16 protein-coding genes, 1 other RNA gene and 1 riboswitch are annotated in these 20,120 nt (G+C 60.5%); of the genes, 7 read left to right on the plus strand and 10 right to left on the minus strand.

Annotation, left to right across the window (positions count from 1 at the left end; all coding sequences use genetic code 11):
* Positions 1-313: 313 nt before the first annotated feature.
* Together rnpB and rsmI are read right to left on the minus strand one after the other, a co-directional pair.
* Positions 314-667: RNase P RNA component class A (rnpB, locus tag AB4P94_RS01365), an RNA gene on the minus strand.
* A gap of 96 nt (positions 668-763) precedes the next feature.
* On the minus strand, positions 764-1,669 hold the full coding sequence (rsmI, locus tag AB4P94_RS01370) for a 16S rRNA (cytidine(1402)-2'-O)-methyltransferase (protein WP_395609099.1): 906 nt from the start codon (positions 1,667-1,669) through the stop codon (positions 764-766).
* A gap of 165 nt (positions 1,670-1,834) precedes the next feature.
* On the opposite strand from rsmI, the gene AB4P94_RS01375 reads away from it, so the two are divergent.
* The 4 genes from AB4P94_RS01375 (at position 1,835) to AB4P94_RS01390 (ending at position 5,281) form a co-directional block, all read left to right on the plus strand.
* Positions 1,835-3,646, plus strand: coding sequence for a penicillin-binding protein activator (locus tag AB4P94_RS01375; RefSeq protein WP_395609100.1), 1,812 nt, complete (start codon positions 1,835-1,837; stop codon positions 3,644-3,646).
* Positions 3,646-4,017 (plus strand): YraN family protein, encoded by a 372-nt coding sequence (locus AB4P94_RS01380; RefSeq protein WP_395609101.1) that lies wholly within the window; start codon positions 3,646-3,648, stop codon positions 4,015-4,017. The genes AB4P94_RS01375 and AB4P94_RS01380 overlap by 1 nt, the downstream gene beginning before the upstream one ends.
* 92 nt (positions 4,018-4,109) lie before the next feature.
* The gene (locus AB4P94_RS01385) at positions 4,110-4,703 is read left to right on the plus strand and encodes a phosphoheptose isomerase (protein ID WP_007904374.1); all 594 of its coding nucleotides are present in this window, start codon (positions 4,110-4,112) and stop codon (positions 4,701-4,703) included.
* Entirely contained in the window at positions 4,700-5,281 is a 582-nt protein-coding gene (locus AB4P94_RS01390) for a BON domain-containing protein (RefSeq protein WP_307420422.1), read from the plus strand. The genes AB4P94_RS01385 and AB4P94_RS01390 overlap by 4 nt, the downstream gene beginning before the upstream one ends.
* 66 nt (positions 5,282-5,347) lie before the next feature.
* Here AB4P94_RS01390 and AB4P94_RS01395 read toward each other — a convergent pair whose 3' ends face one another.
* From AB4P94_RS01395 to AB4P94_RS01425, 7 genes are all read right to left on the minus strand, one after another.
* Positions 5,348-6,124: an OmpA family protein gene (locus AB4P94_RS01395; protein ID WP_395609102.1), complete on the minus strand. Its 777-nt coding sequence runs from the start codon at positions 6,122-6,124 to the stop codon at positions 5,348-5,350.
* Positions 6,125-6,323: 199 nt separating this feature from the next.
* Positions 6,324-6,965: an MBL fold metallo-hydrolase gene (locus AB4P94_RS01400; protein ID WP_395609103.1), complete on the minus strand. Its 642-nt coding sequence runs from the start codon at positions 6,963-6,965 to the stop codon at positions 6,324-6,326.
* A 55-nt stretch (positions 6,966-7,020) separates the two neighbouring features.
* Complete coding sequence (locus AB4P94_RS01405) at positions 7,021-9,750, minus strand: LuxR C-terminal-related transcriptional regulator (RefSeq protein ID WP_395609104.1); 2,730 nt, start codon at positions 9,748-9,750, stop codon at positions 7,021-7,023.
* A 256-nt stretch (positions 9,751-10,006) separates the two neighbouring features.
* Positions 10,007-11,371: a DUF1329 domain-containing protein gene (locus AB4P94_RS01410; RefSeq protein WP_395609105.1), complete on the minus strand. Its 1,365-nt coding sequence runs from the start codon at positions 11,369-11,371 to the stop codon at positions 10,007-10,009.
* A 43-nt stretch (positions 11,372-11,414) separates the two neighbouring features.
* The gene (locus AB4P94_RS01415; protein WP_395609106.1) at positions 11,415-13,322 is read right to left on the minus strand and encodes a DUF1302 domain-containing protein; all 1,908 of its coding nucleotides are present in this window, start codon (positions 13,320-13,322) and stop codon (positions 11,415-11,417) included.
* Between the two features lie 332 nt (positions 13,323-13,654).
* A complete protein-coding gene (locus AB4P94_RS01420; RefSeq protein WP_395609107.1) occupies positions 13,655-15,337 on the minus strand; it encodes a fatty acid--CoA ligase in 1,683 nt (560 codons plus the stop codon).
* 274 nt (positions 15,338-15,611) lie between these two features.
* Positions 15,612-16,244 (minus strand): LysE family translocator, encoded by a 633-nt coding sequence (locus AB4P94_RS01425; RefSeq protein WP_395609108.1) that lies wholly within the window; start codon positions 16,242-16,244, stop codon positions 15,612-15,614.
* An 84-nt stretch (positions 16,245-16,328) separates the two neighbouring features.
* Here AB4P94_RS01425 and AB4P94_RS01430 point away from each other — a divergent pair, with 84 nt between their 5' ends.
* The 3 genes from AB4P94_RS01430 to AB4P94_RS01440 all read left to right on the plus strand — a co-directional run bounded on the left by AB4P94_RS01430 (position 16,329) and on the right by AB4P94_RS01440 (position 19,168).
* Positions 16,329-17,294 carry a 2-hydroxyacid dehydrogenase gene (locus AB4P94_RS01430; protein WP_395609109.1) on the plus strand — a complete coding sequence of 322 codons (966 nt, stop codon included), beginning with the start codon at positions 16,329-16,331 and terminating at the stop codon, positions 17,292-17,294.
* A 30-nt stretch (positions 17,295-17,324) separates the two neighbouring features.
* On the plus strand, positions 17,325-18,323 hold the full coding sequence (locus tag AB4P94_RS01435) for a methyltransferase (protein WP_395609110.1): 999 nt from the start codon (positions 17,325-17,327) through the stop codon (positions 18,321-18,323).
* Positions 18,324-18,374: 51 nt separating this feature from the next.
* Positions 18,375-18,494, plus strand: a riboswitch (yybP-ykoY riboswitch).
* An 89-nt stretch (positions 18,495-18,583) separates the two neighbouring features.
* Positions 18,584-19,168 carry a TMEM165/GDT1 family protein gene (locus tag AB4P94_RS01440; RefSeq protein WP_005784895.1) on the plus strand — a complete coding sequence of 195 codons (585 nt, stop codon included), beginning with the start codon at positions 18,584-18,586 and terminating at the stop codon, positions 19,166-19,168.
* A gap of 129 nt (positions 19,169-19,297) precedes the next feature.
* Here AB4P94_RS01440 and AB4P94_RS01445 read toward each other — a convergent pair whose 3' ends face one another.
* Positions 19,298-20,116 carry a M48 family metalloprotease gene (locus AB4P94_RS01445; protein ID WP_395609111.1) on the minus strand — a complete coding sequence of 273 codons (819 nt, stop codon included), beginning with the start codon at positions 20,114-20,116 and terminating at the stop codon, positions 19,298-19,300.
* Positions 20,117-20,120 lie beyond the last annotated feature (4 nt).

Below are 20,120 nucleotides of genomic sequence, written 5' to 3' on the forward strand. Positions count from 1 at the left end.
CCACTTTGTGCCACTTTCCGCCACTTGCGCACACTATAGGAATGCGCCCACCACACCGTCAAGGCGCGGATTCAAGGAAAAGCCTTACAGAACGGAGATTTAGGAACGTAAAAGGAGGAGAAACGAGAGTTTGGCGCTGTTTTTGACTCAATAACCGCAGACAGCTCAGAGAGCTATAGCTTGAAGTTAAAGTAATTTATTAAGAGTAAGATTTTTTTGGTATTACGAAGATGCATCTGCCAATGATTCGGCAGGGAGGGATTCTTGCGTTACTACCGGGTTTCTGCCCGAGATTCAGACAGAAGGAAAAAAGGTGGAGAGTCGATCTGTAAGCCGGGTTCTGTCTTGAACAGTCATTCGTCTACGATGGCCATCACTGGACATCTTTAGCAACCTACCCGGTCCCAGCGCGGGCCACGCCTTGGGACCCTATTTGGTCTTGCTCCAAGTGGGGTTTACCTAGCCACGAACTGTTGCCAGACGTGCGGTGCGCTCTTACCGCACCTTTTCACCCTTACCGGCACCGAAGTGCTTAGGCGGTTATTTTCTGTGGCACTTTCCGTAGGCTCACGCCTCCCAGGCATTACCTGGCACTTCGCCCTATGGAGCCCGGACTTTCCTCCCCCCCCTAATTTTCATAGAGGGCAGCGACTGTCCAATCGACTCTCCGCCGCGCAGGTTAACGGCACGGCGGCCTCAGGACAAGTATTAAAAGTACAGCAATGCCATCACGTTCAGACGGAATACCGGTTTAACCCCGGAACTATTCGCCTTTCTGTTTATCCAGCGCCACTTGATACAACACATTTTTACGCAAGCCGGTAATTTCCGCAGCCAGGGCGGCGGCACGCTTGAGTGGCATGTCTTTAAGCAACAAATCGAGGATACGCATGGCTTCACTGCCGACCGCCTCTTCATCGACCGGCGCAGTCCAGCCGGCCACCAGCACCACGCACTCGCCGCGCTGCTGGTTGCTGTCGCCCTCGACAAACGCGCGCAGGTCCTCCAGCGGCAGGCCCTTGAGCGTTTCAAAGGTCTTGGTCAACTCGCGCGCCAGCAACGCCAGGCGCTCGCCACCGAACACCAGCTCCATGTCTTGCAGGCATTCCAGAATACGGTGCGGGGCTTCGTAAAAGATCAAGGTGCGCGGTTCTTCCTTTAGAGCCTGAAGACGCGCGCGGCGGCCCACAGCCTTGGCCGGCAGGAAACCCTCAAAAATGAAACGGTCGGAGGGCAGGCCGGCGGCGGATAATGCCGCAATCAGCGCGCACGCCCCCGGAACAGGCACTACATTGATACCAGCGGCCCGCGCCTGGCGGACCAGGTGGTAGCCGGGATCGGAAATCAACGGTGTGCCCGCATCGGAGATCAGCGCCACATCATCCCCGGCCAGCAGGCGGGTGATAAAACGGCTGCCCTCTTCGCGCTCATTATGTTCATGGCACGCAGCGAGTGGCGTGCTGATACCAAAATGCTGCATCAACCGTTGGGAGTGCCGAGTGTCTTCTGCTGCGATCAATTTCACGTCGCGCAACACTTTCAGCGCCCGAGCACTGATGTCGTCCAGGTTGCCAATGGGCGTCGCCACGACAAAAAGCGAGCCTGCAGTGGAATTCAAAGGACCTGGAGCAGTCAAAACGCACACCTCGATGGTTAAGAAAAGTCGCATTGTAGCGCGTAGGCGTCTCGATAATATGCCCCCGAGGTTGACCGTCGGTGCCGGCTCGCAACATTTGCACGACCTAAATCAACGGTTTCACGCCACTAACATCGCGCCTGGGCCAGTGCTTGGGTACACTTCCACGCTAATTTGTTCGGTATCAGGAACGCTTACATGATCGCTTGCCTGCGGCTGCTCTCCGCCCTCTGCCTCGCTGCCTTGTTGGCCGCTTGCGCCAGCTCGCCCTCGTCCAGCCTTGGCGACCTTCCACGGACTCCGGATGCCAGTATCGAGCAACTGCTCGAACAGGCAACTTCCGCCAGCACGCCAGAAAAGGCCGCGCTGCTGCGCCTGAGTGCGGCTGACCTGGCGTTCCACCAGAACAACCCTGGCCGCTCGTCGCAGATTCTTGCGCAGGTTCCTCTGGATGCCCTGAAGCCCGCCGCACAAATCTTCGCCAGCACCCTGTCCGCCGAATTAGCCATGGCGCGCAACCAGCCCAAGGCTGCGCTGGCCGCGCTGAACCATCCCAGCCTGCAAAGCCTGAAAGATCTGCCGACTGACCAGCAGATCCGTACCGGCACCGTGCATGCCCGCGCCTATGAAGCCGATGGCCAGACCCTGGCCGCGGCTCGCGAGCGTGTTGCATTGGCCCCCCTGCTCAGTGGCGATGCCGCGAAGAACAACCACGAAGCGATCTGGACCCTGATTGCCGCCCTGCCAGCCGAACAGCTGCAAGCCAGTGGCAACCCGACACTCGACGGCTGGATCACTCTGGCCCAGGCGGTCAAGGGCGCCGGTACCCTGGAGCAACAGCAAGCCGCCATCGATACCTGGCGCGCACAAAACCCGGGCCACCCTGCTGCAGTGAATCTGCCAACCCCGCTGACCAAGCTCAAGGAACTGGCCAGCCAGCCCCTGAACAAGATTGCCGTGCTGCTGCCGCAAGATGGCCCGTTGGCTTCGGTCGGCAAGGCACTGCGTGAAGGTTTCATGGCCGCTCACTTCCAGGCTGAACAAGCCGGGCAGAAGCCGCCGGTCATTGAGTTCTTCGACAGCTCGCGCCTGACCTCTATCGACGACTTCTACGCCAAGGCCCAGGCGGCAGGCGTGCAACTCGTCGTCGGCCCGCTGGAGAAGCAGCTGGTCAAACAGCTGGCTGCTCGTCCGCAACTGCCGATCACTACGCTGGCACTCAACTACAGCGAAACCGATCAGAACCCACCGCAACTGTTCCAATTTGGCCTGGCCGCTGAAGACGAAGCCCGCGAAGTCTCGCGCCGTGCCCGCGCCGACGGCCTGCATCGCGCTGCCGCCATGGTGCCGCGTGGTGAATGGGGTGAGCGTGTCTATAAGGCCTTCCGCCAGGATTGGGAAGCCAATGGCGGCACCGTGGTCGGCGTTGAGTACGTTGACCAACCCGTCGCCCTCGCCCAACAGATTGCCGACCTGTTCCAGCTGCGTAAAAGTGAAGGTCGCGCCAAAAGCCTGCAAAGCACCGTTGGCACTGACGTAGCCGCCCAGCCGTCGCGTCGCCAGGACATCGAGTTCATCTTCCTGGCCGTGCCTCCACAGTTGGCCCAGCAGATCAAACCGACCCTGAACTTCCAGTACGCCGGCGATGTGCCTGTGTATGCGACCTCCCACGTATTCAGCGCCAGCGGCGACAAGAACCAGTACCTGGACATGACCAACGTCATGTTCTGCGAAACGCCTTGGCTGCTTAACACTACTGACCCGCTGCGCAATCAGGTCGCCGCACAATGGCCGCAAGCCAATGGCAGCCTCGGCCGCCTGTACGCGATGGGCGTCGACGCCTACCGCCTGGCGCCGCGCCTGGGCCAACTCAAGGCGCTGCCGGACACCCGCGTTGACGGCCTGTCGGGCAGCCTGGGCATCAACGCCAACCAGCGCGTTGATCGCCAGTTGCCTTGGGCGAAGTTCGTCGGCGGCGATATCCAGCGCCTGCCGGACACCCCGCGCTGATGCCCGAGCGGTCCCGCGCACAAAGCGGCAAGGATGCCGAACTTCAAGCGCTTTCGTACCTGCAACAACAGGGTCTGCGCCTTCTGGCGCAGAACTGGTTATGTAAACGCGGCGAGCTTGATCTGGTCATGCTTGACGGCGATACAGTAGTATTCGTCGAAGTCCGCTACAGAAAACACGCACAATGGGGTGGTGCGCTCGCCAGTATCGACGGGCGCAAGCGTCAGAAGCTGATACTCGCCGCGCAGTATTTCCTGCAGAAAGAGCATCGCTGGGCTGACAACCCCTGCCGTTTCGATGTGGTTGCCATAGAAAGCACACCGTCTGGCACAGTTGATCTGAACTGGCTCAAAGATGCCTTCGACAGCTGATTCACCGGACATCTTCACCACACACTTTTGCTCTTTGCATTGCGGGCTGCACATTCCTGTGCCAATCAGCCGCGCTACTTAAGGTCACACAGATGGACATGCAATCCCGAATTCGCCAGCTTTTCCAGGCCAGCATCGACACCAAGCAACAGGCGATGGACGTACTTGCACCGCACATCGAGCAAGCCAGTCAGGTCATGGTCAATGCCTTGCTCAACGAGGGCAAAATGCTTTCGTGCGGCAACGGCGGTTCGGCCGGTGATGCCCAGCACTTCTCCTCCGAGTTGCTCAACCGCTTCGAGCGCGAGCGCCCGAGCCTGCCAGCCATCGCCCTGACGACCGATTCGTCGACGATCACCTCGATTGCCAACGACTACAGCTACAACGAAATCTTCTCCAAGCAGATCCGTGCCCTGGGCCAACCCGGCGACGTGTTGCTGGCGATTTCCACCAGTGGCAACTCGGCCAATATTATTCAAGCGATCCAGGCCGCACATGATCGCGAAATGATTGTCGTAGCATTGACCGGGCGTGACGGCGGCGGCATGGCTTCACTGCTGCTGCCGGAAGACGTGGAAATCCGCGTCCCGGCCAATGTCACTGCACGCATCCAGGAAGTCCACCTGCTGGCGATCCACTGCCTGTGCGATCTGATCGACAGCCAACTGTTCGGGAGTGAAGAATGACCGTTAACCGCCTCAGCCTTTTGGCCATCACGCTGTGCCTTGCCATCAGCGGCTGCAGCACGGCAATCACTGCGACACGCGACACCCCCATCCAGGATGACCGGGGCACACGCACCTTCGGCAGCACCATTGATGATTCGCTGATCGAGACCAAGGTGAAGGTCAACGTCGCCAAGGCGGCTACCGACCTGGGCAATGGTGCGTCGCGCATTGTGGTGACCAGCTTCAACGGTGTGGTGCTGCTGGCCGGGCAAACACCGCGCGCCGACCTCAAAGCCCAGGCTGAACAGGCCGCCTCCACGGTTCAGCGGGTCAAGAAAGTCCACAATGAACTGCAAGTCATGGACCCGATCACCCTGCTGGCCATCAGCAACGATGCGTTGCTGACCACCAAGATCAAAGCGCAGATGCTCACCGACAGCGCTGTTCCCGGCTCGCGCATCAAGATCGTCACAGACAACGGTATCGTCTACATGATGGGCCTGCTGACCCAGGCGGAAGCCACTCGCGCAGCCAACCTGGTACAGGGCGTGTCCGGCGTACAGAAGATTGTGAAAGTGTTCGAATACATCGACTGACATAAACGTCGGCCACAAAAAAGGCGCCGTGCATTGACTGCACGGCGCCTTTTTTATGGCCAGCGTTTATTGGTACTGCTGGTACGGGTTGCCCTGGAACTGGTTGTTCTGCTGTGGCGCCTGCTGTTGTTGAGCGCCAGGCTGGCCGTATTGCTGGCCAGGGATCGGGCCGAGGTTCACCTCAACACGACGGTTCTGGGCGCGGCCATTCACGTCGGCGTTGCTGGCAATCGGGTTATCCGGGCCGGCACCGCGTGCGCTCAGGTTGGTCGGGCTCACGCCTTGGGACGTCAGGTAGTTGGCAACGCTCTGGGCCCGGCGCTGGGACAGATCCATGTTCAACTGGCGGCTACCGGTGCTGTCGGTATAACCCACAATCTGGATAGTGTTCTGGTTGAACTGCTTGAGTGAGCCGGCCAGGTTGTTCAGCGGCGTGTAGAAGCTGCTGGAGATCGCGTCCGAGTTGGTGGCGAAGGTGATATTACCCGGCATGATCAGCTTGATCTGATCGCCTTGGCGCTGCACTTCAACCCCGGTATTGGCCATGCTCTCACGCAGTTTCTTTTCCTGCTGGTCGGCGTAGTAGCCATAACCTGCGGCCCCAAGGCCTGCAATAGCACCACCGATCAATGCGCCTTTGCCACGGTTGTTGTGGTCGATGGCGGCACCGGCCAAGGCACCGGCCAGCGCACCAAGCCCGCCGTATTTGGCGGTTTTGCTGATGCCGCCTTGCGAACCATTATTTGCCTGCCCCTGGCTGCCGTCGTAAGGATTAGGCGAAGCGCAGCCGGATAACAGGGCTACAGCGGTGGCAACAACAAGAAGACGACGCGGAGTAAACATGAAGGGAGCTCCTACTTTTGCATTCTGTGGTGCAAAGGACATTGGCAATGGACCTGTGCCGAGTTTGGAACGTGACAAACGGTAAAAATTCCATGGCCGCTATCCGCCGCTAAGGAAACCGTAGCAGACGCAGGCTGAACGCGACCTGCGTTTTTGCTACTTGAAGAACAGCCCTGGCGCCGAAATTATTCCCTTCTCGCTACGCCCTCACAAAAGGATTCTCACGCATTTCATCGCCCAACCGGGTATCCGGCCCGTGACCGGCCACCACCGTCGCCTCCTCGTCCAGCGTGTACAAACGCTGCTTGATCGAACGCACAATCGTGGCCTGGTCCCCGCCCCACAAATCCGTACGCCCGACACCGCGTCGAAACAACGTATCACCCGCAATCAGCAGCTTGGCGTCGGCGAACCAGAAACTCATCGACCCAGGCGTATGCCCCGGGGTATGCAAGGCCACGCCGCAGCCGCATGCCAATTCTTCCTCATCCTCCAGCCAGCGATCCGGCGACGGCACTGGCGTATAGGGCACACGAAACATCTGGCATTGCATTTCCAGGTTATCCCAGAGGAATTGATCCTCCTTGTGCAGGTGCAACGTTGCGCCGGTCTTCTCCTTCAACTGGCCGGATGCCAGAAAGTGATCCAGATGGGCATGGGTATGAATGATGCTCACCACCTTGAGGCCAAGCGCATCGAGGCGCGCCAGGATCAGTTCGTGATTGCCGCCCGGGTCGACCACGATGGCTTTTTTGGTGATCGGGTCGCCAATGATGGTGCAGTTGCACTGCAACGGGCCGACGGGAAAGGATTCGCGAATCAAGGCTGGGGGCAGAGACATCAGGGCGGGCTCGGTGATGGGCAATCCAGCAATTTTGGCACAGATCGTTGAATGCCTACCCCAACAAGCCCATTTCCTGCGCCCGCGCCACCGCCTGGGTGCGCCGCTCCACCCCCAGCTTGCTGTTGATATGGCTCGCATGGGTTTTGACCGTGTGCAGGGAGATGAACAGCCGGTTGCTGATTTCCTGGTTCGAACAGCCTTGGGCGATCAGTTGCAGCACGGCCAATTCCCGAGCGCTAAGGGTTTCATGGGCAGATGAAGGCTCTGCCGGTGCAACCGCCGGCAAAAGTGCCAGCAGGCTCTGGTTCAACAACCCGTGCGGGTCCTTGCCCAACTGCTCACGCATCCAGCCCGGGTGGTTTTCCAGCAAGCGCTGAAACGGTTGCAACGCTCCCCCCACACCAGCTTCGAGGGCCCTGGCAAAAACCGGCCGGGCCTTGGCTTCCTGGCCACACTCCAGCAGCAAATGCGCCTGTTGAGTGAGGGCCATCAAGGCGATCATCTGGCGACCGCTGTTCTGCGCCTGTTGCGCCAGCTCTTCGAGCCGTTCCAGCGCCGCCGCAGGCTGATGCCGAGTGGCATCCAGCGCGGCTTGTTGCAACCCGATATGTTGCGGCAGGTGCGGATGAAACTCCGGCGCGGCCGCCGCGTGCTCGCCGTTGTAGGTTTGCCCCAGCCGGGCCAGCCAGGCATCGGCCAGGTCGGTGCGACCCTGGGCCAGCCACAGCTCGCATTTGATCAGCGTAATCATCGCCAGGTAGTAGATCGGCGGCACGTCCCAGATGTGCATCAAGCGCTCGGCTTCGGCGAGTTCGGCGAAGGCTTTGGAGAAATCATTGCGGCGCCCTTCGAAATTGGCGATCACACAATGACCGATCAATACGCTGATGTCGCGACAGGCCCGGGCTTCGGTGAGCCCGGCGCGCAAACGGGCAAGGCCGGCTTCGGGCTGGCAGCGCACCAGCAACAAAAAGCCTTCATACAACGACAGCCGCGCGCGCACTGCGTACAACCGCTGAGGCGCCAGCCCGTGCAGACGCTGCTGGCCCTGGCGGACCTCGTCCAGGGAACGCAAAATTTCCCCCCGCGCTTGCAGCACACGCGCCCGGTCGTAATGGGCCAAGGCTTCAAACAGTGGGTTGCCGACGCGCTGGGCCAATTCCAGGGATTCGCGATTCAAACCACGGGCGCGCCACAAGTCAGCATCGACGATGGCCAGGTTGGATAACGTCGACAGGCACATCAGCCGTTGGCCGTAACGTTTTTGCGGCAGGCTTTCCAGCGCCTCGCTGCAATAGCGCTGGGTCAGTTCGCGATCCCCCCGCCCCCGGGCGATGATCCCGCTCAGCGCCAGCCATTGGGCCAGCATTGATTTTTGCGCGGTGGCCGACGGCGCCGGCAGAAAACGGCTGAGATAACTGGACAGTTCCTCCGCCGCATCCAGCTGACACGCCAGGCCCAGCGCCCAGCTGTAGAGCACGATCAACCGCGGTGTGCTGATCAGCAGGCTGTCGGGCAAATCCATCTTCCAGCGCAGCAACATGCCGATATTCTGCTCGGCGAGCAGTTGCTCCTCCGACAGGTTCTGCACCAGGTTCGCCGCCACGTCCAGATGGCCGGCACGTAATGCCTGCTCTACCGCTTCGTCGATCAAACCCTGCACGTTGAACCAGCGACAGGCCCGCAAGTGCAGGCTGGCCAGCGGCAACGTGGCATTGCTCGCGCGGCGGGTGCGCAGCAAGTCAGAAAACAGGTGGTGATAGCGGAACCAGTGGCCCTGTTCGTCCAGTGGCACCAGAAAGACCTGGTGCGACTGCAGGTAGCGCAGGATTTCCGCGCTGTCATGGGCTTCGCGGACGGCGTCGCACAGCTCGCTGCAAAAACGATCCTGGGGGGCTGTGTCGTATAGAAACGCTTGAACTTCGATGGGCAGGCAATCGATCACTTCTTCGAGCAGGTAATCGCGAATCAGCCCTTCCCCGCCGTGCAGGTTCTGCGGCAAGGCGCCCTCGTTACCCGCCTCGGAAACGGCCAGCAACCAAAACCGCAAACCGGCGACCCAGCCTTCGCTGCGGCGAATCAAGTTATCCAGCGCCTCACCGCGCAATGAGTTGCTGTGCCGGTCCAGCACGGCCAGGGACTCGTCGTGGGTCAGGCGCAAGTCCTGTTCGTGCAGCTCCAGCAGGTGCCGCGACAGGCGCAGACGCGCGAGATGCCAATCCGGGCGTTGGCGGCTGGTCACCAGCACCACCAGGCCATCGGGCAGATGATTGAGGAAAAACTGCAGGCAACGATCCAGCACCGGGCCCTGGGCCAGATGGTAGTCATCCAGCACCAGTAACAATGGCGTGCGCGTGGACAGATGTTCGGCCAATTCGTCGAGCAAACCATCAAGCCACTCTTCAAAGGCAAAAGGCTGATGACGCTGGCGCATTTTCAGCAGGCCCAGGGATTGGGTGCCGAGCTGTGGGAAATACTGCTGCAAACCGTCGAGCAGGCGTTCAAGGAAACGGCCCGGGTCATTGTCGCGCGGGCTCAAACCCAGCCACAGGCTGTGCCAGTGGGCTGGCAGCCCCTGACAGAACTCGACGGCCAACGAACTCTTGCCGAACCCTGCCGGAGCGCTGACCAGCAGCAACCGCCCCTCCAGCCCCGCACTCAGCCGCTCGCACAGGCGCGGGCGCAGCACGTAGCCGTCAGGCAGCGGTGGCCTGTAGAAACGCGCTTCCAGGGTCGGAATCACCGCGCTTGCAGGCCCTCGGATGGGGGACAGATCAGTCATCGCCGGGCTCTTGTAGAAGGCTGTTGTCGGCATTGCAGATGACCGCAGACTAGCGGTAAAAGCGGCGGGATTGTAGATCTTTGCAACATTTGCCTGAAAAAGAACTGCGACAAAAAATCTCAACACAAACAAATGTGGGAGCTGGGCTTGCCCGCGATAGCATCACCTCGGTCTGTCAGACCTACCGAGGTGATGCTATCGCAGGCAAGCCAGCTCCCACACAAGCCCAGCTTCTACAGTGGCGAACTATCGCAGCTTAGCGAACACCATCCTGACGCAGGGCCGCAGGCGAGAAGTCTGCGGTGCTGGCGGTGAAGCCGAAGTCATACGCCTGCTTCTCTTCGTTCTTCATGCCCAGCGCGAGGTAGCGGCCGGACTGCAGGTCGTAGAGGGTTTCGAGGGCGTACCACGGCACTTGTTTGTCGTAGTAGTTCTCGGCATGGGCTTCGGCGACACGCCACAGTTGGCCACGGCCGTCGTAATGGTCGATCACGGCCGCTTGCCAGGTGTCTTCGTCGATGAAGAAGTCACGCTTGGCGTAGATATGGCGCTGGCCTTCCTTCAGGGTCGCCACCACGTGCCAGACGCGGCGCAGCTCGTAACGTGCCAGGTCCTGGTTGATGTGGCCGGCCTTGATGATGTCGGCGTACTTGAGCTTCGGATCGTCGATCTTGTAGCTGTTGGACGCAATGTAGATCTCTTTTTTGCCTTCCAGCTTCCAGTCATAGCGGTCTGGCGCACCGTTGTACATGTCGAGGTTGTCGGAAGTCCGCAGGCCGTCGGCGGCGGTACCCGGGCCGTCGTAGGACACTTGCGGCGCCCGGCGCACACGGCGCTGGCCGGCGTTGTAGACCCACGCCGAACGCGGCTCCTTTACCTGGTCGAGGGTTTCGTGCACCAGCAGCACACCACCGGCCAGACGGGCTGGCGCGGTCACTTGCTGCTTGAAGTAGAACAGCACGTTGCCCGGGTTTTTCGGGTCGAAGTCCTTCATTTTGTCGCGGAACACGAACTGGTCTTTGAAGTACACCAGGCTGAACGAGCCGTTGGTTTGCGGCGTGGCCTGGGTCACCAGGCGGGTCACGCTGCCGCCGCGATAGCGGGTGATGTGGTTCCAGATCACTTCCACGCCGCTTTTCGGAATCGGGAATGGCACGGCGGTTTCGAAGTTTTCCAGGCCGTTACCGCCCGACACCAAGTTGGTAGTGGTGGCGTTCTTCTTGATGGCGGCAAACACATCGGCCGGCACAGTTGCGCCGCGATGGGTCGGGTAAACCGGCATTTTGAAGGTGTCCGGGTAACGCTTGAACATCGCGTACTGCCCCGGTGCCAGCTTGTCTTTGTATTGCTCCACGTTTTGCGCGGTGATGGTGAATTGCGGTTGCTCGCTGGCGTAAGGGTTGGCGAGGAACCCACGGGCATCCACGGCGCCGGCATTGGTGGGCAGTGGCGACCATTTCGGAATGGTGCCGGCCGCGTTACCGGCCATTTCAGCGCCCATCGGCGTCAGGGTAGTGCCCAGCTTGGCGGCTTCATCCGCCGAGACTGCCGCCATGACGTTGCTCGCCAGGATCGACAGCCCGAGCACACCCACATGCAACAGACTTTTAGTTATTTTCATGTTCTGGTTCTTCCTGAAATGCATGCATCTGAAAAAGACAGTCTTAGAAGTTCACGCCAGCGCTCAAGGCGATGAAGTCACGGTCATCCACGGTGCTGAACTTGCCACCGAAGAAATTGGTGTAGTTCAAGCCCACGGTGTAAGTGTTCTGGTATTCGGCATCCACACCCAGGCTGACGGCCTTGCGACCTTCTTCAAAGTTGCCGCCAGGACCTGGCGAGTAACCTTTGACGTCGTGGGACCAGGCCACGCTAGGCTTGAGGTTCACACCGGCGAAGACATCCGGGTATTCCCAGATGGCACGACCCCGGTAGCCCCAGGAAGTGGCGGTGGTGAAACCGTCGTTGTCGCAGTACTTGGAGACGTTGCTGGCATCTGCGCCAGGACCGGCGCCACCGATAGTGCTTGGGTTAAGAATTTGTGCACAGGTGTTCAGAGTGCGGCCAGGAGCCACAGTGGTACCAGGCAATGCTCCAGGACCAAAGGAAGGATCACGGCCATAGCGAGCCTTGGACTTACCCTCAAGCCCGCCCACATGGGTAACGCCCAACTCGCCCACCAATGTCAAGCGACTTGCCCCCATCACCTGATCAAAAAAGTGCGTCAGCGTGGTCTGGAACTGAGTGATTTCCTTACGGCGATAGCCATTCAAATCCTGGCCCTTGGCAGCATCGAGAAGCGAGGCATTGGCAAACTGCCCACCCAAGGGTCTAACGGCTGCATACAGAATGTCATTGGTGTTGAGTTGCACAGGCGCATTTGGGCGATAACTGACTTCACCGCTCCAAGCCGTGCCGGTCGGAAGCGTGGTCGAGAAGCTCAAGCCGTACAGACGGATGTCTTCCGGGTACTCGACAAAATATTTGGAGTTCCCGGCGATAAACACCGGAGCCAGCGTGCCGAAGGCGGGCGCAACCGCGTAAGCGGAAGCAGGTGCGGCCGTCGCACTGAAGATTGGTGCACGGCTGTGGTAGTTCATGAAGTAGGCACCGAATTCGGTGTCCAGCGGTTCGAAGTTGTAGTGCATGGCCACACCAAACTGGCCGCTGTCACGCGCATCCCGATCACCAGCGCGACGAACCAGCGTGCCCTCTTCATTGGTGTCCACGCCGCGCGCCGCGAACTGGGCGAGCGCGCCGCGACCCGCGGCCGTGGCAGCAATCGTCGAACGTTTGGCCAGCAGGCGCAGGTTATCGCCGCAACCGTCGGCAATCACGTCCGGCTGGGAGAAGAACGTACCGCAGTTATCCACCACGGTCTGGTCCCACTCCAACTGGTAGAACGCCTCGGCAGACAGGTTGTCGGTCAGAGTCTGGGACACGTAGAACATGTTGACCGGAATCAGGCCTTCCTTGATCTCTGCGCCCGGGCGGCGGAATGCGGACACATCGATCGGGTTGATCGAGTTGATGCCGCCGCCAATGAAGGTACTTTCACCCCAGCTCACTACCTGCTTGCCGAACCGCACGTTACCCGGCTGATCAGCGATGGTGTAGTTGTGGTAGATGAAGGCATCAAGGATTTGCCCGCCGGAGGACTTGGCGCCCTCTTTGCGGTTGTCATTGCTGACGTTTTTGAAGTCCAGGTCTTCGTTTTGCAGCGCGAAGTCGTACCAGTATTTGCCGCGCACAAAGATGCCGGTGTCGCCGTATTTCAACTCAAGGTCGTGAATACCCTTGAAGATCTTCGAGAAAGTATCGCCCTTGTCGAAGTTCAGGCGACCGTCATCGGAGGTTTGAGACAAACCCTTGCCACCGTTGTTGACGCCGATCAGGTCTTTGTTTCGACCCGCAGTCGACCAGCTCGCCCCCACCGACAGAGAGGAGTCAAAGCTGCCTTCGATTTCACCGATGTTGAAACTGACGCCGAATGCGGGCCCGGCGAGCGTAGAAGCGAGACTGACGGCCAGGGGCAGTCTTGCCCGGCGCCAGAACTGGTTTACTGAGGTCATCGACGCTACTCCATGTGCATTATTGTTATGGCAGTGAGTTCTTTCTTCTGGATGCGTGTAACGGCCGGAATACAACGATTCCAATGCCGCCTGGCAACCGGGGCCCCATGCCCCTGAACGCAACATCCATGAAAAACTCTGGGTGGGACTATAGCCAGCAGGGGGTATCGCTTGATCCCTCTAAAGTGTGATTTGCATCACCAACCCGTCTGCCACAACCCTTTCGCCACGCCGACGACGGTCGGCGCGGGAAGGATGGCTGAAAATCCGCAAATCACAAGTGAAGGTGCGAGATAGAGCAGTGCGTGCCCGAAAGGGCACGCTGCGCTGTTTCAGAGGGTGGACAGGAAGGTGCTGTTGTTGGCCTGCCATTCGATGATGTCGATGCGGATACGTTTTTTGTCGAGCTTGCCGACGCTGGTCTTGGGAATTTCAGTAACAACGGCGATCTGGCTCGGAATCGCCCACTTGCTCAAGTGGCCCAGTTCGACGAAAGGTTTGAGGTGTTCCTTGAGCTCGCGAGCACCTATCACATGGCCATCACGCACCACCAGCAACGCAAACGGGCGCTCGCCCCACTGCGGGTCGGCGATGCCCACCACCGCTACTTCGCGTACCGCCGGGTGACGGCTGACCAGGTCTTCAAGGGCCAGGGACGAGATCCACTCGCCACCGGTCTTGATCACGTCCTTGATGCGGTCGCGGATATCGATCACGCCGAAAGCGTCGAGCGTGGCCACGTCGCCCGTGTGCATCCAGCCGCCGGCCCACAGCTCGGCGCCCTTCTGTGGTTCGTTGAAATAGCCTTCGCTGAGCCACGGCGCACGCAGCACCAGCTCGCCCTGGGATTCGCCGTCGGCAGGCAGGAAATTGCCGTCGCCGTCGACAATCGCCGCCTCCACCAACGGCCCGGGCACACCGGCCTTGATGCGATACGTGGTGCGTTCGTCTTCGCTGCCGGCCATCAATTCTTCGTTGAGGTGGGCGCACGACACCAGCGGCCCGGTCTCGGACATGCCGTACGCGGCGGTCAGTTGAATCCCACGCGCCTTGGAGGCTTCATACAACGAACGGTTAAGCGCACTGCCGCCGATGACGATTTTCCAGCCGCCAAAATCCACGCCTTGCGCAGCCTTGGCATTGAGCACCATCTGCAGGATGGTCGGCACGCAATGGGAGAACGTGACCTTTTCCTTGCGCCACAACTCCACCAGGTATTCCGGGTCGTAGCGGCCGGGGTAGACCTGCTTCAGACCGAGCATGGTCGCCACATACGGCAGGCCCCAGGCATGCACGTGGAACATCGGCGTGATCGGCATGTACACGTCGTTTGTACCCAGCAAGCGAACGCTGTCGACGCTGCCCATGATGGTCGCCACGCCCATGGTGTGCAGCACCAGTTGGCGATGGGTGAAGTACACGCCCTTGGGGTTACCGGTGGTGCCGGTGGTGTAGAAAGTGGTGGCAACGGAGTGTTCGTCGAAGTCCTGGAAGTCGTACTTCGGGCTGGCGGCGGCCAGTAAGGTTTCGTACTCGCCAACCAGACCGGGCAGCTCGGCGGTTTTGGCTTCACCATCGGTCAGTAACAGGGTCTTGTCGACGGTGGTGAGGTGGCCGGCAATCGCCTGGTAGAGCCCCACGAACTCGCTGTTGACCAGCACAAAGCGGTCCTCGGCGTGGTTCATGGTGTAGAGAATCTGTTCCGGCGACAGGCGCACGTTGATGGTGTGGATGACCGCGCCGATCATCGGGATGGCAAACATGCATTCCAGGTAGCGGTGGCTGTCCCAGTCCATCACGGCCACGGTGTCACCGGCCTTGACCCCGGCCTCGGTCAGCACATTGGCCAGGCGGGCGACGCGCTCGATCAGGGTCGGGTAGGTGTAACGCAGCTTGTCGCGGTAGACGATTTCCCGGGTTTTCTCGTAACGCGTCCCGGACATCAACAGGCGTTTGATCAACAGCGGGTATTGGTACGCACCTTCGGCGGGCGGGATAACACGGGTCTGCAACATACGAATCCCTTATCTGACTGCACGGTCTTGGCTTGAAGACCTGCACTGTAGAGAGCTTATGTGTCAGCCAAATCAGCCAAAGGAATGATTTGTTGCGGCCTGTGAATGCTAGCTTTGCGCCAGCACTGGAGCCTTGCGCAGCTCCGTGTGGGAGCTGGCTTGCCTGCGATGGCCTCAACTCGGTATGTCTGAAACACCGAGGTGCCTGCATCGCGGGCAAGCCCGGCTCCCACAGCGATCGGGCCTACCCATGAAGGGTGTTCCCTCAGCAGGGTTACTTCATGCTGGTAAACGCCAGCTTCACCCCAATGGTAATCAGCACCGCGCCCATGGTCCGGTCAAACCAGTGCCCCATCCGCGCAAACCCCGCGCGCACGCGCTGCTGGCTGAACAGCATGGCCACCAGGCAGAACCACAACGCCGTCGCCACCGCCAGGTACACGCCGTAACCGGCCTGGATCGCCAGCGGTGTGTGCGGGTTGATCACCACGGTGAACAGCGACAGGAAAAACAGCGTGGCCTTGGGGTTCAAACCATTGGTCACGAAGCCCGAGGTGAACGCGCCGCGCGCCGTGCGTTCGCCCACTTCACGGTGCAGGTCTTCTTCACTGGCAGGTTTGGCCGGCTGCGCGCGCAGGGCCTTGAAGCCAATGTACAGCAGGTACGCCGCTGCCGCCCACTTCAGCGCGTTGAACAGCACGATGGACTGGGACACGATCAAGCCGATCCCGAGCAACGAATAACCCACGTGCAGGAAAATCGCCGAGCCGACGCCCAGCGCGGTCCAGGTTCCAGCACGGCGGCCATGGGTCACGCTTTCGCGCACCACCACGGCGAAATCCGGGCCGGGGCTGGCCACCGCCAACAAGTGAATCAAGGCTACGGTCAAAAACTCGGCGGCGTACATGCTCACTCCATTAAGTAACTGATTATTTCATCTGATAGGCTCGGGAGATTACGCCTACAAACCCAGTCGCAAAAGGTACAGTTGATGTCGAACAATCGCCGCGCCGTCTTCCTTGATCACCCATCCCTGGACCTGGGGGACCTCGACCTCAGCGAACTGCGAGGCAGCTTCAGCGAACTTGAGCTGTGTTCCGACACCACGCCGCAGAATGTCCTCGAGCGCCTGCAAGGCGCCCAGGTGGTCATCAGCAACAAGATCGCCCTCAACACCGAAACCCTGGCGGCGTGCCCGGACCTCAAGCTGATCCTGGTGTCGGCCACCGGCACCAACAACGTCGACCTGGCCGCTGCCCGTGCCCACGGCATCACCGTGAGCAACTGCCAGGGTTACGGCACGCCATCGGTGGCGCAACACACGATCATGCTGTTGCTCAACCTGGCGACACGTTTGAAGGACTACCAGCGCGACGTCAGCGCCGGAAAATGGCAAGAGGCCAAACAGTTCTGCCTGCTGGACCACCCGATTGTCGAGCTGGAAGGCAAAACCCTCGGCCTGCTCGGGCATGGCGAACTGGGCGGCGCCGTCGCACGCCTGGCCGAAGCCTTCGGCATGCGCGTGCTGCTTGGCGCGATTCCTGGCCGCCCGGCCCGCGCCGACCGCGTGCCGCTGGATGAGTTGCTCGCTCAGGTAGATGCACTGACCCTGCACTGCCCGCTCAATGAACACACCCGCGACTTTATCGGCGCCCGCGAACTGGCGCTGCTCAAGCCCGGCGCGTTTGTCGTCAACACCGCGCGCGGTGGTTTGATCAATGAACAGGCGCTGGCGGATGCGTTGCGCAGCGGCCATCTGGGTGGCGCAGCAACCGATGTGCTGAGCGTGGAGCCGCCGGTCAACGGCAACCCGCTGCTGGCCGGCGACATTCCGCGCCTGATCGTCACGCCCCACAATGCCTGGGGCAGCCGCGAAGCCCGGCAACGCATCGTCGGCCAACTGGCCGAAAACGCCCGGGGCTTTTTCAGCGGCGCCCCGCTGCGCGTCGTCAGTTGATAAACTGCGCCCCTTTTCAAGGAGCAGACTATGGATCCGCGCAGTGAAGTACTGCTTCGTCAGGCCGAACTTTTTCAGGGCAACCTGTTGTTGGTCGGCCTGCCCGCCGACGATTTGCTCGGCCGCCTGCCCAATGCCCACGGCTGGTGCTGGCATGCCGGCGACCAGGCTGCGCTGGAGGCGCGCTTCCCCGAACGCAGCCTGTTCGGCGTGAACGTGCCTGAGCGTGGGTTCGATGCGGCGGTGATCTTTCTGCCCAAGTCCAAGGACCTCACCGACTACCTGCTCAACGCCGTGGCCGCGCGCCTGCCCGGCGCGGAGTTGTTTCTGGTCGGCGAGAAAAAAGGCGGCATCGAAAGCGCCGCCAAGCAGATGATTCCTTATGGCAAGCCGCGCAAGCTGGATAACGCACGGCACTGCCAGCTGTGGCAAATCACCGTGGCCAACGCCCCGCAGGCAGTTGAGCTGCAAAGCCTGGCGCAAGTCTTTGACGTGCCCCTGGCCGAAGGGCCGCTCAAGGTGGTGAGCCTGCCGGGCGTGTTCAGCCATGGTCGCCTGGATCGCGGCACCGAGTTGCTGCTTGAACACCTGGACAAACTGCCGAGCGGCCACTTGCTGGACTTCGGTTGCGGCGCGGGTGTGTTGGGCGCTGCGGTCAAACGCCGCTACCCGCACAACAGCGTGACGATGCTCGACGTAGATGCGTTTGCTGCCGCCAGCAGTCGCCTGACGTTGGCTGCCAACGGTCTGGAAGCCGAGGTCCTGACGGGTGACGGAATTGACGCCGCGCCGATGGGTTTGAATGCAATCCTGAGCAACCCGCCGTTCCATGTCGGGGTGAACACCGATTACTTCGCCACCGAAAACCTGCTGCGAAAAGCGGCGAAACACCTGGCAAAAGGCGGCGAACTTCGCTTGGTCGCCAACAGCTTCCTGAAGTACCAACCCTTGATTGAAGAGCATTTGGGCGTGTGCGCAATCAAGGCCGAGGGCAACGGTTTTCGCATTTATCGTGCCAAGCGCGGCTAATGGCATTTTGAAAAAGAAGGCTTGCCGAATGGATTTTGCCTAGGCAGAATCCGCTCCGTCCTAGGGGAGTAGTCTCCCACGAGCGCCATGCTCGTCCGGCATACGTCAACATACTTGGTCAACAGGCCATGGCGTATGCGACCCAGGAGTCCGCACAGACGGACCGGGGTTTGACAAGACCTATGACACGCACACCTTACCCGGGGCGGGAAGGCTGTACGTGTCATAGCCGTGTCGACCCGCCCCTGGAAGCTTACCTGATGCTGGATTCATTACTCGTTCCTACCGCAATCGTTGCCTTGGCCGAAATCGGCGACAAGACGCAACTGCTCGCGCTCATCCTTGCCGCTCGCTTTCGCAAACCCTGGCCGATCATCGCCGGCATCGTCGCCGCGACCTTGGCCAACCATGCGGCCGCCGGTGCTGTGGGGGCCTGGTTCGGAAGCTTCTTCTCGGATGCGGTGTTGCACTGGATCCTCGCGGCGAGCTTCTGCGCCACCGCGTTGTGGACGCTGGTGCCCGACAAACTCGACGATGACGAAGCCAGTACCACGCGCAAGTTCGGGCCGTTCCTGACCACGCTGATCGCGTTCTTTCTCGCGGAAATCGGTGACAAGACGCAGATCGCCACGGTGATGCTGGCCGCGCAGTACCCGGAGCTGTGGCTGGTGATTATCGGCACCACCTTGGGCATGCTGATTGCCAACGTGCCGGTGGTGTTGGCGGGGAATTTCGCGGCGGAAAAACTGCCGTTGACCCTGATTCGCCGACTGGCGGCTACGGCGTTTTTCGTGCTGGCGATTGTTGCGGTGTACAAGGCCATGCAGAGCAGTGGCTGGATCTAAAGGGGCTGGGCTTTTGTGGGAGCTGGCTTGCCTGCGATAGCATCACCTCGGTGCAACTGACACACCGAGGTGCCTGCATCGCGGGCAAGCCCGGCTCCCACATTTAGATTTGCATTTCAGCCTTATGAATCAGGATTTTTTGGCCTGCTGGTACAGCGGCATCACCTTTGGAATCGCCGCCTGCAACGAGGCGATTCGGCTGTCAGACGCCGGGTGCGTGCTCATGAACTCCGGCGGTGCGCCTTCCGAAGCCTTGGCCATCTTGTTCCATAACGTGATGGCCGCGTTCGGGTTGTAGCCGGCACGGGCCGAGAGCTCCAGGCCGATCAGGTCGGCTTCATTCTCGTTGGCGCGGCTGTTGGGCAAGGTCATGCCGTAATTGGCCACGGTATCGGCCAGCGCCATGCTGTCCTGGCCCAGACCGAACAAGGCACCGGCGCCCTGCTTGGCCATCTGGATGCCGTAAGCTTTGGACATGGCCTCGCGTCCATGCTCGCGCAAGGCGTGGGCGATTTCATGACCCATCACGGCAGCCAGCTCGTCATCGGTGAGCTTGAGGTTGTCGATCAACGCGCTGTACACAAAAATCTTGCCGCCAGGCCCGCAGTTGGCGTTCATCTCGTCGCTTTTGATCAGGTTCACTTCCCACTTCCACTGCGCCGCATCCGGGCGGAAAGTCGGCGCCTGGGCGATCAGGCGGTTGGCAATCGCCTGTACACGCTTGGCGTTGGCGCTGCTCTTGTCCACCAGGCCTTTGCCACTGGCCTCACCCAACGTCTGTTGATAAGACTGGGCATACATCTGGTCGACCTCCTGGCTCGACAGCATGCTGAACATGTACTGCTTGCGCTCGACCCCAACGGCGCCGCCGCTGGTGGTGTTAACTGACTGGCAGCCCGCCAGCAGCATGGCTGCAACCAATCCACTCATCGCCAATGACTTTTTCATCACA

Origin of the sequence: Pseudomonas sp. B22129 (assembly GCF_044218875.1) — a bacterium.
Classification (GTDB): Bacteria; Pseudomonadota; Gammaproteobacteria; order Pseudomonadales; family Pseudomonadaceae; genus Aquipseudomonas.

Excerpts from the sequence above, each read along its gene's own strand:
- rsmI (WP_395609099.1), bottom strand. The coding sequence starts at position 1,669 with ATGCGACTTTTCTTAACCATCGAGGTGTGCGTTTTGACTGCTCCAGGT.
- AB4P94_RS01375 (WP_395609100.1), top strand. The coding sequence starts at position 1,835 with ATGATCGCTTGCCTGCGGCTGCTCTCCGCCCTCTGCCTCGCTGCCTTG.
- AB4P94_RS01380 (WP_395609101.1), top strand. The coding sequence starts at position 3,646 with ATGCCCGAGCGGTCCCGCGCACAAAGCGGCAAGGATGCCGAACTTCAA.
- AB4P94_RS01385 (WP_007904374.1), top strand. The coding sequence starts at position 4,110 with ATGGACATGCAATCCCGAATTCGCCAGCTTTTCCAGGCCAGCATCGAC.
- AB4P94_RS01390 (WP_307420422.1), top strand. The coding sequence starts at position 4,700 with ATGACCGTTAACCGCCTCAGCCTTTTGGCCATCACGCTGTGCCTTGCC.
- AB4P94_RS01395 (WP_395609102.1), bottom strand. The coding sequence starts at position 6,124 with ATGTTTACTCCGCGTCGTCTTCTTGTTGTTGCCACCGCTGTAGCCCTG.
- AB4P94_RS01400 (WP_395609103.1), bottom strand. The coding sequence starts at position 6,965 with ATGTCTCTGCCCCCAGCCTTGATTCGCGAATCCTTTCCCGTCGGCCCG.
- AB4P94_RS01405 (WP_395609104.1), bottom strand. The coding sequence starts at position 9,750 with ATGACTGATCTGTCCCCCATCCGAGGGCCTGCAAGCGCGGTGATTCCG.
- AB4P94_RS01410 (WP_395609105.1), bottom strand. The coding sequence starts at position 11,371 with ATGAAAATAACTAAAAGTCTGTTGCATGTGGGTGTGCTCGGGCTGTCG.
- AB4P94_RS01415 (WP_395609106.1), bottom strand. The coding sequence starts at position 13,322 with ATGACCTCAGTAAACCAGTTCTGGCGCCGGGCAAGACTGCCCCTGGCC.
- AB4P94_RS01420 (WP_395609107.1), bottom strand. The coding sequence starts at position 15,337 with ATGTTGCAGACCCGTGTTATCCCGCCCGCCGAAGGTGCGTACCAATAC.
- AB4P94_RS01425 (WP_395609108.1), bottom strand. The coding sequence starts at position 16,244 with ATGTACGCCGCCGAGTTTTTGACCGTAGCCTTGATTCACTTGTTGGCG.
- AB4P94_RS01430 (WP_395609109.1), top strand. The coding sequence starts at position 16,329 with ATGTCGAACAATCGCCGCGCCGTCTTCCTTGATCACCCATCCCTGGAC.
- AB4P94_RS01435 (WP_395609110.1), top strand. The coding sequence starts at position 17,325 with ATGGATCCGCGCAGTGAAGTACTGCTTCGTCAGGCCGAACTTTTTCAG.
- AB4P94_RS01440 (WP_005784895.1), top strand. The coding sequence starts at position 18,584 with ATGCTGGATTCATTACTCGTTCCTACCGCAATCGTTGCCTTGGCCGAA.
- AB4P94_RS01445 (WP_395609111.1), bottom strand. The coding sequence starts at position 20,116 with ATGAAAAAGTCATTGGCGATGAGTGGATTGGTTGCAGCCATGCTGCTG.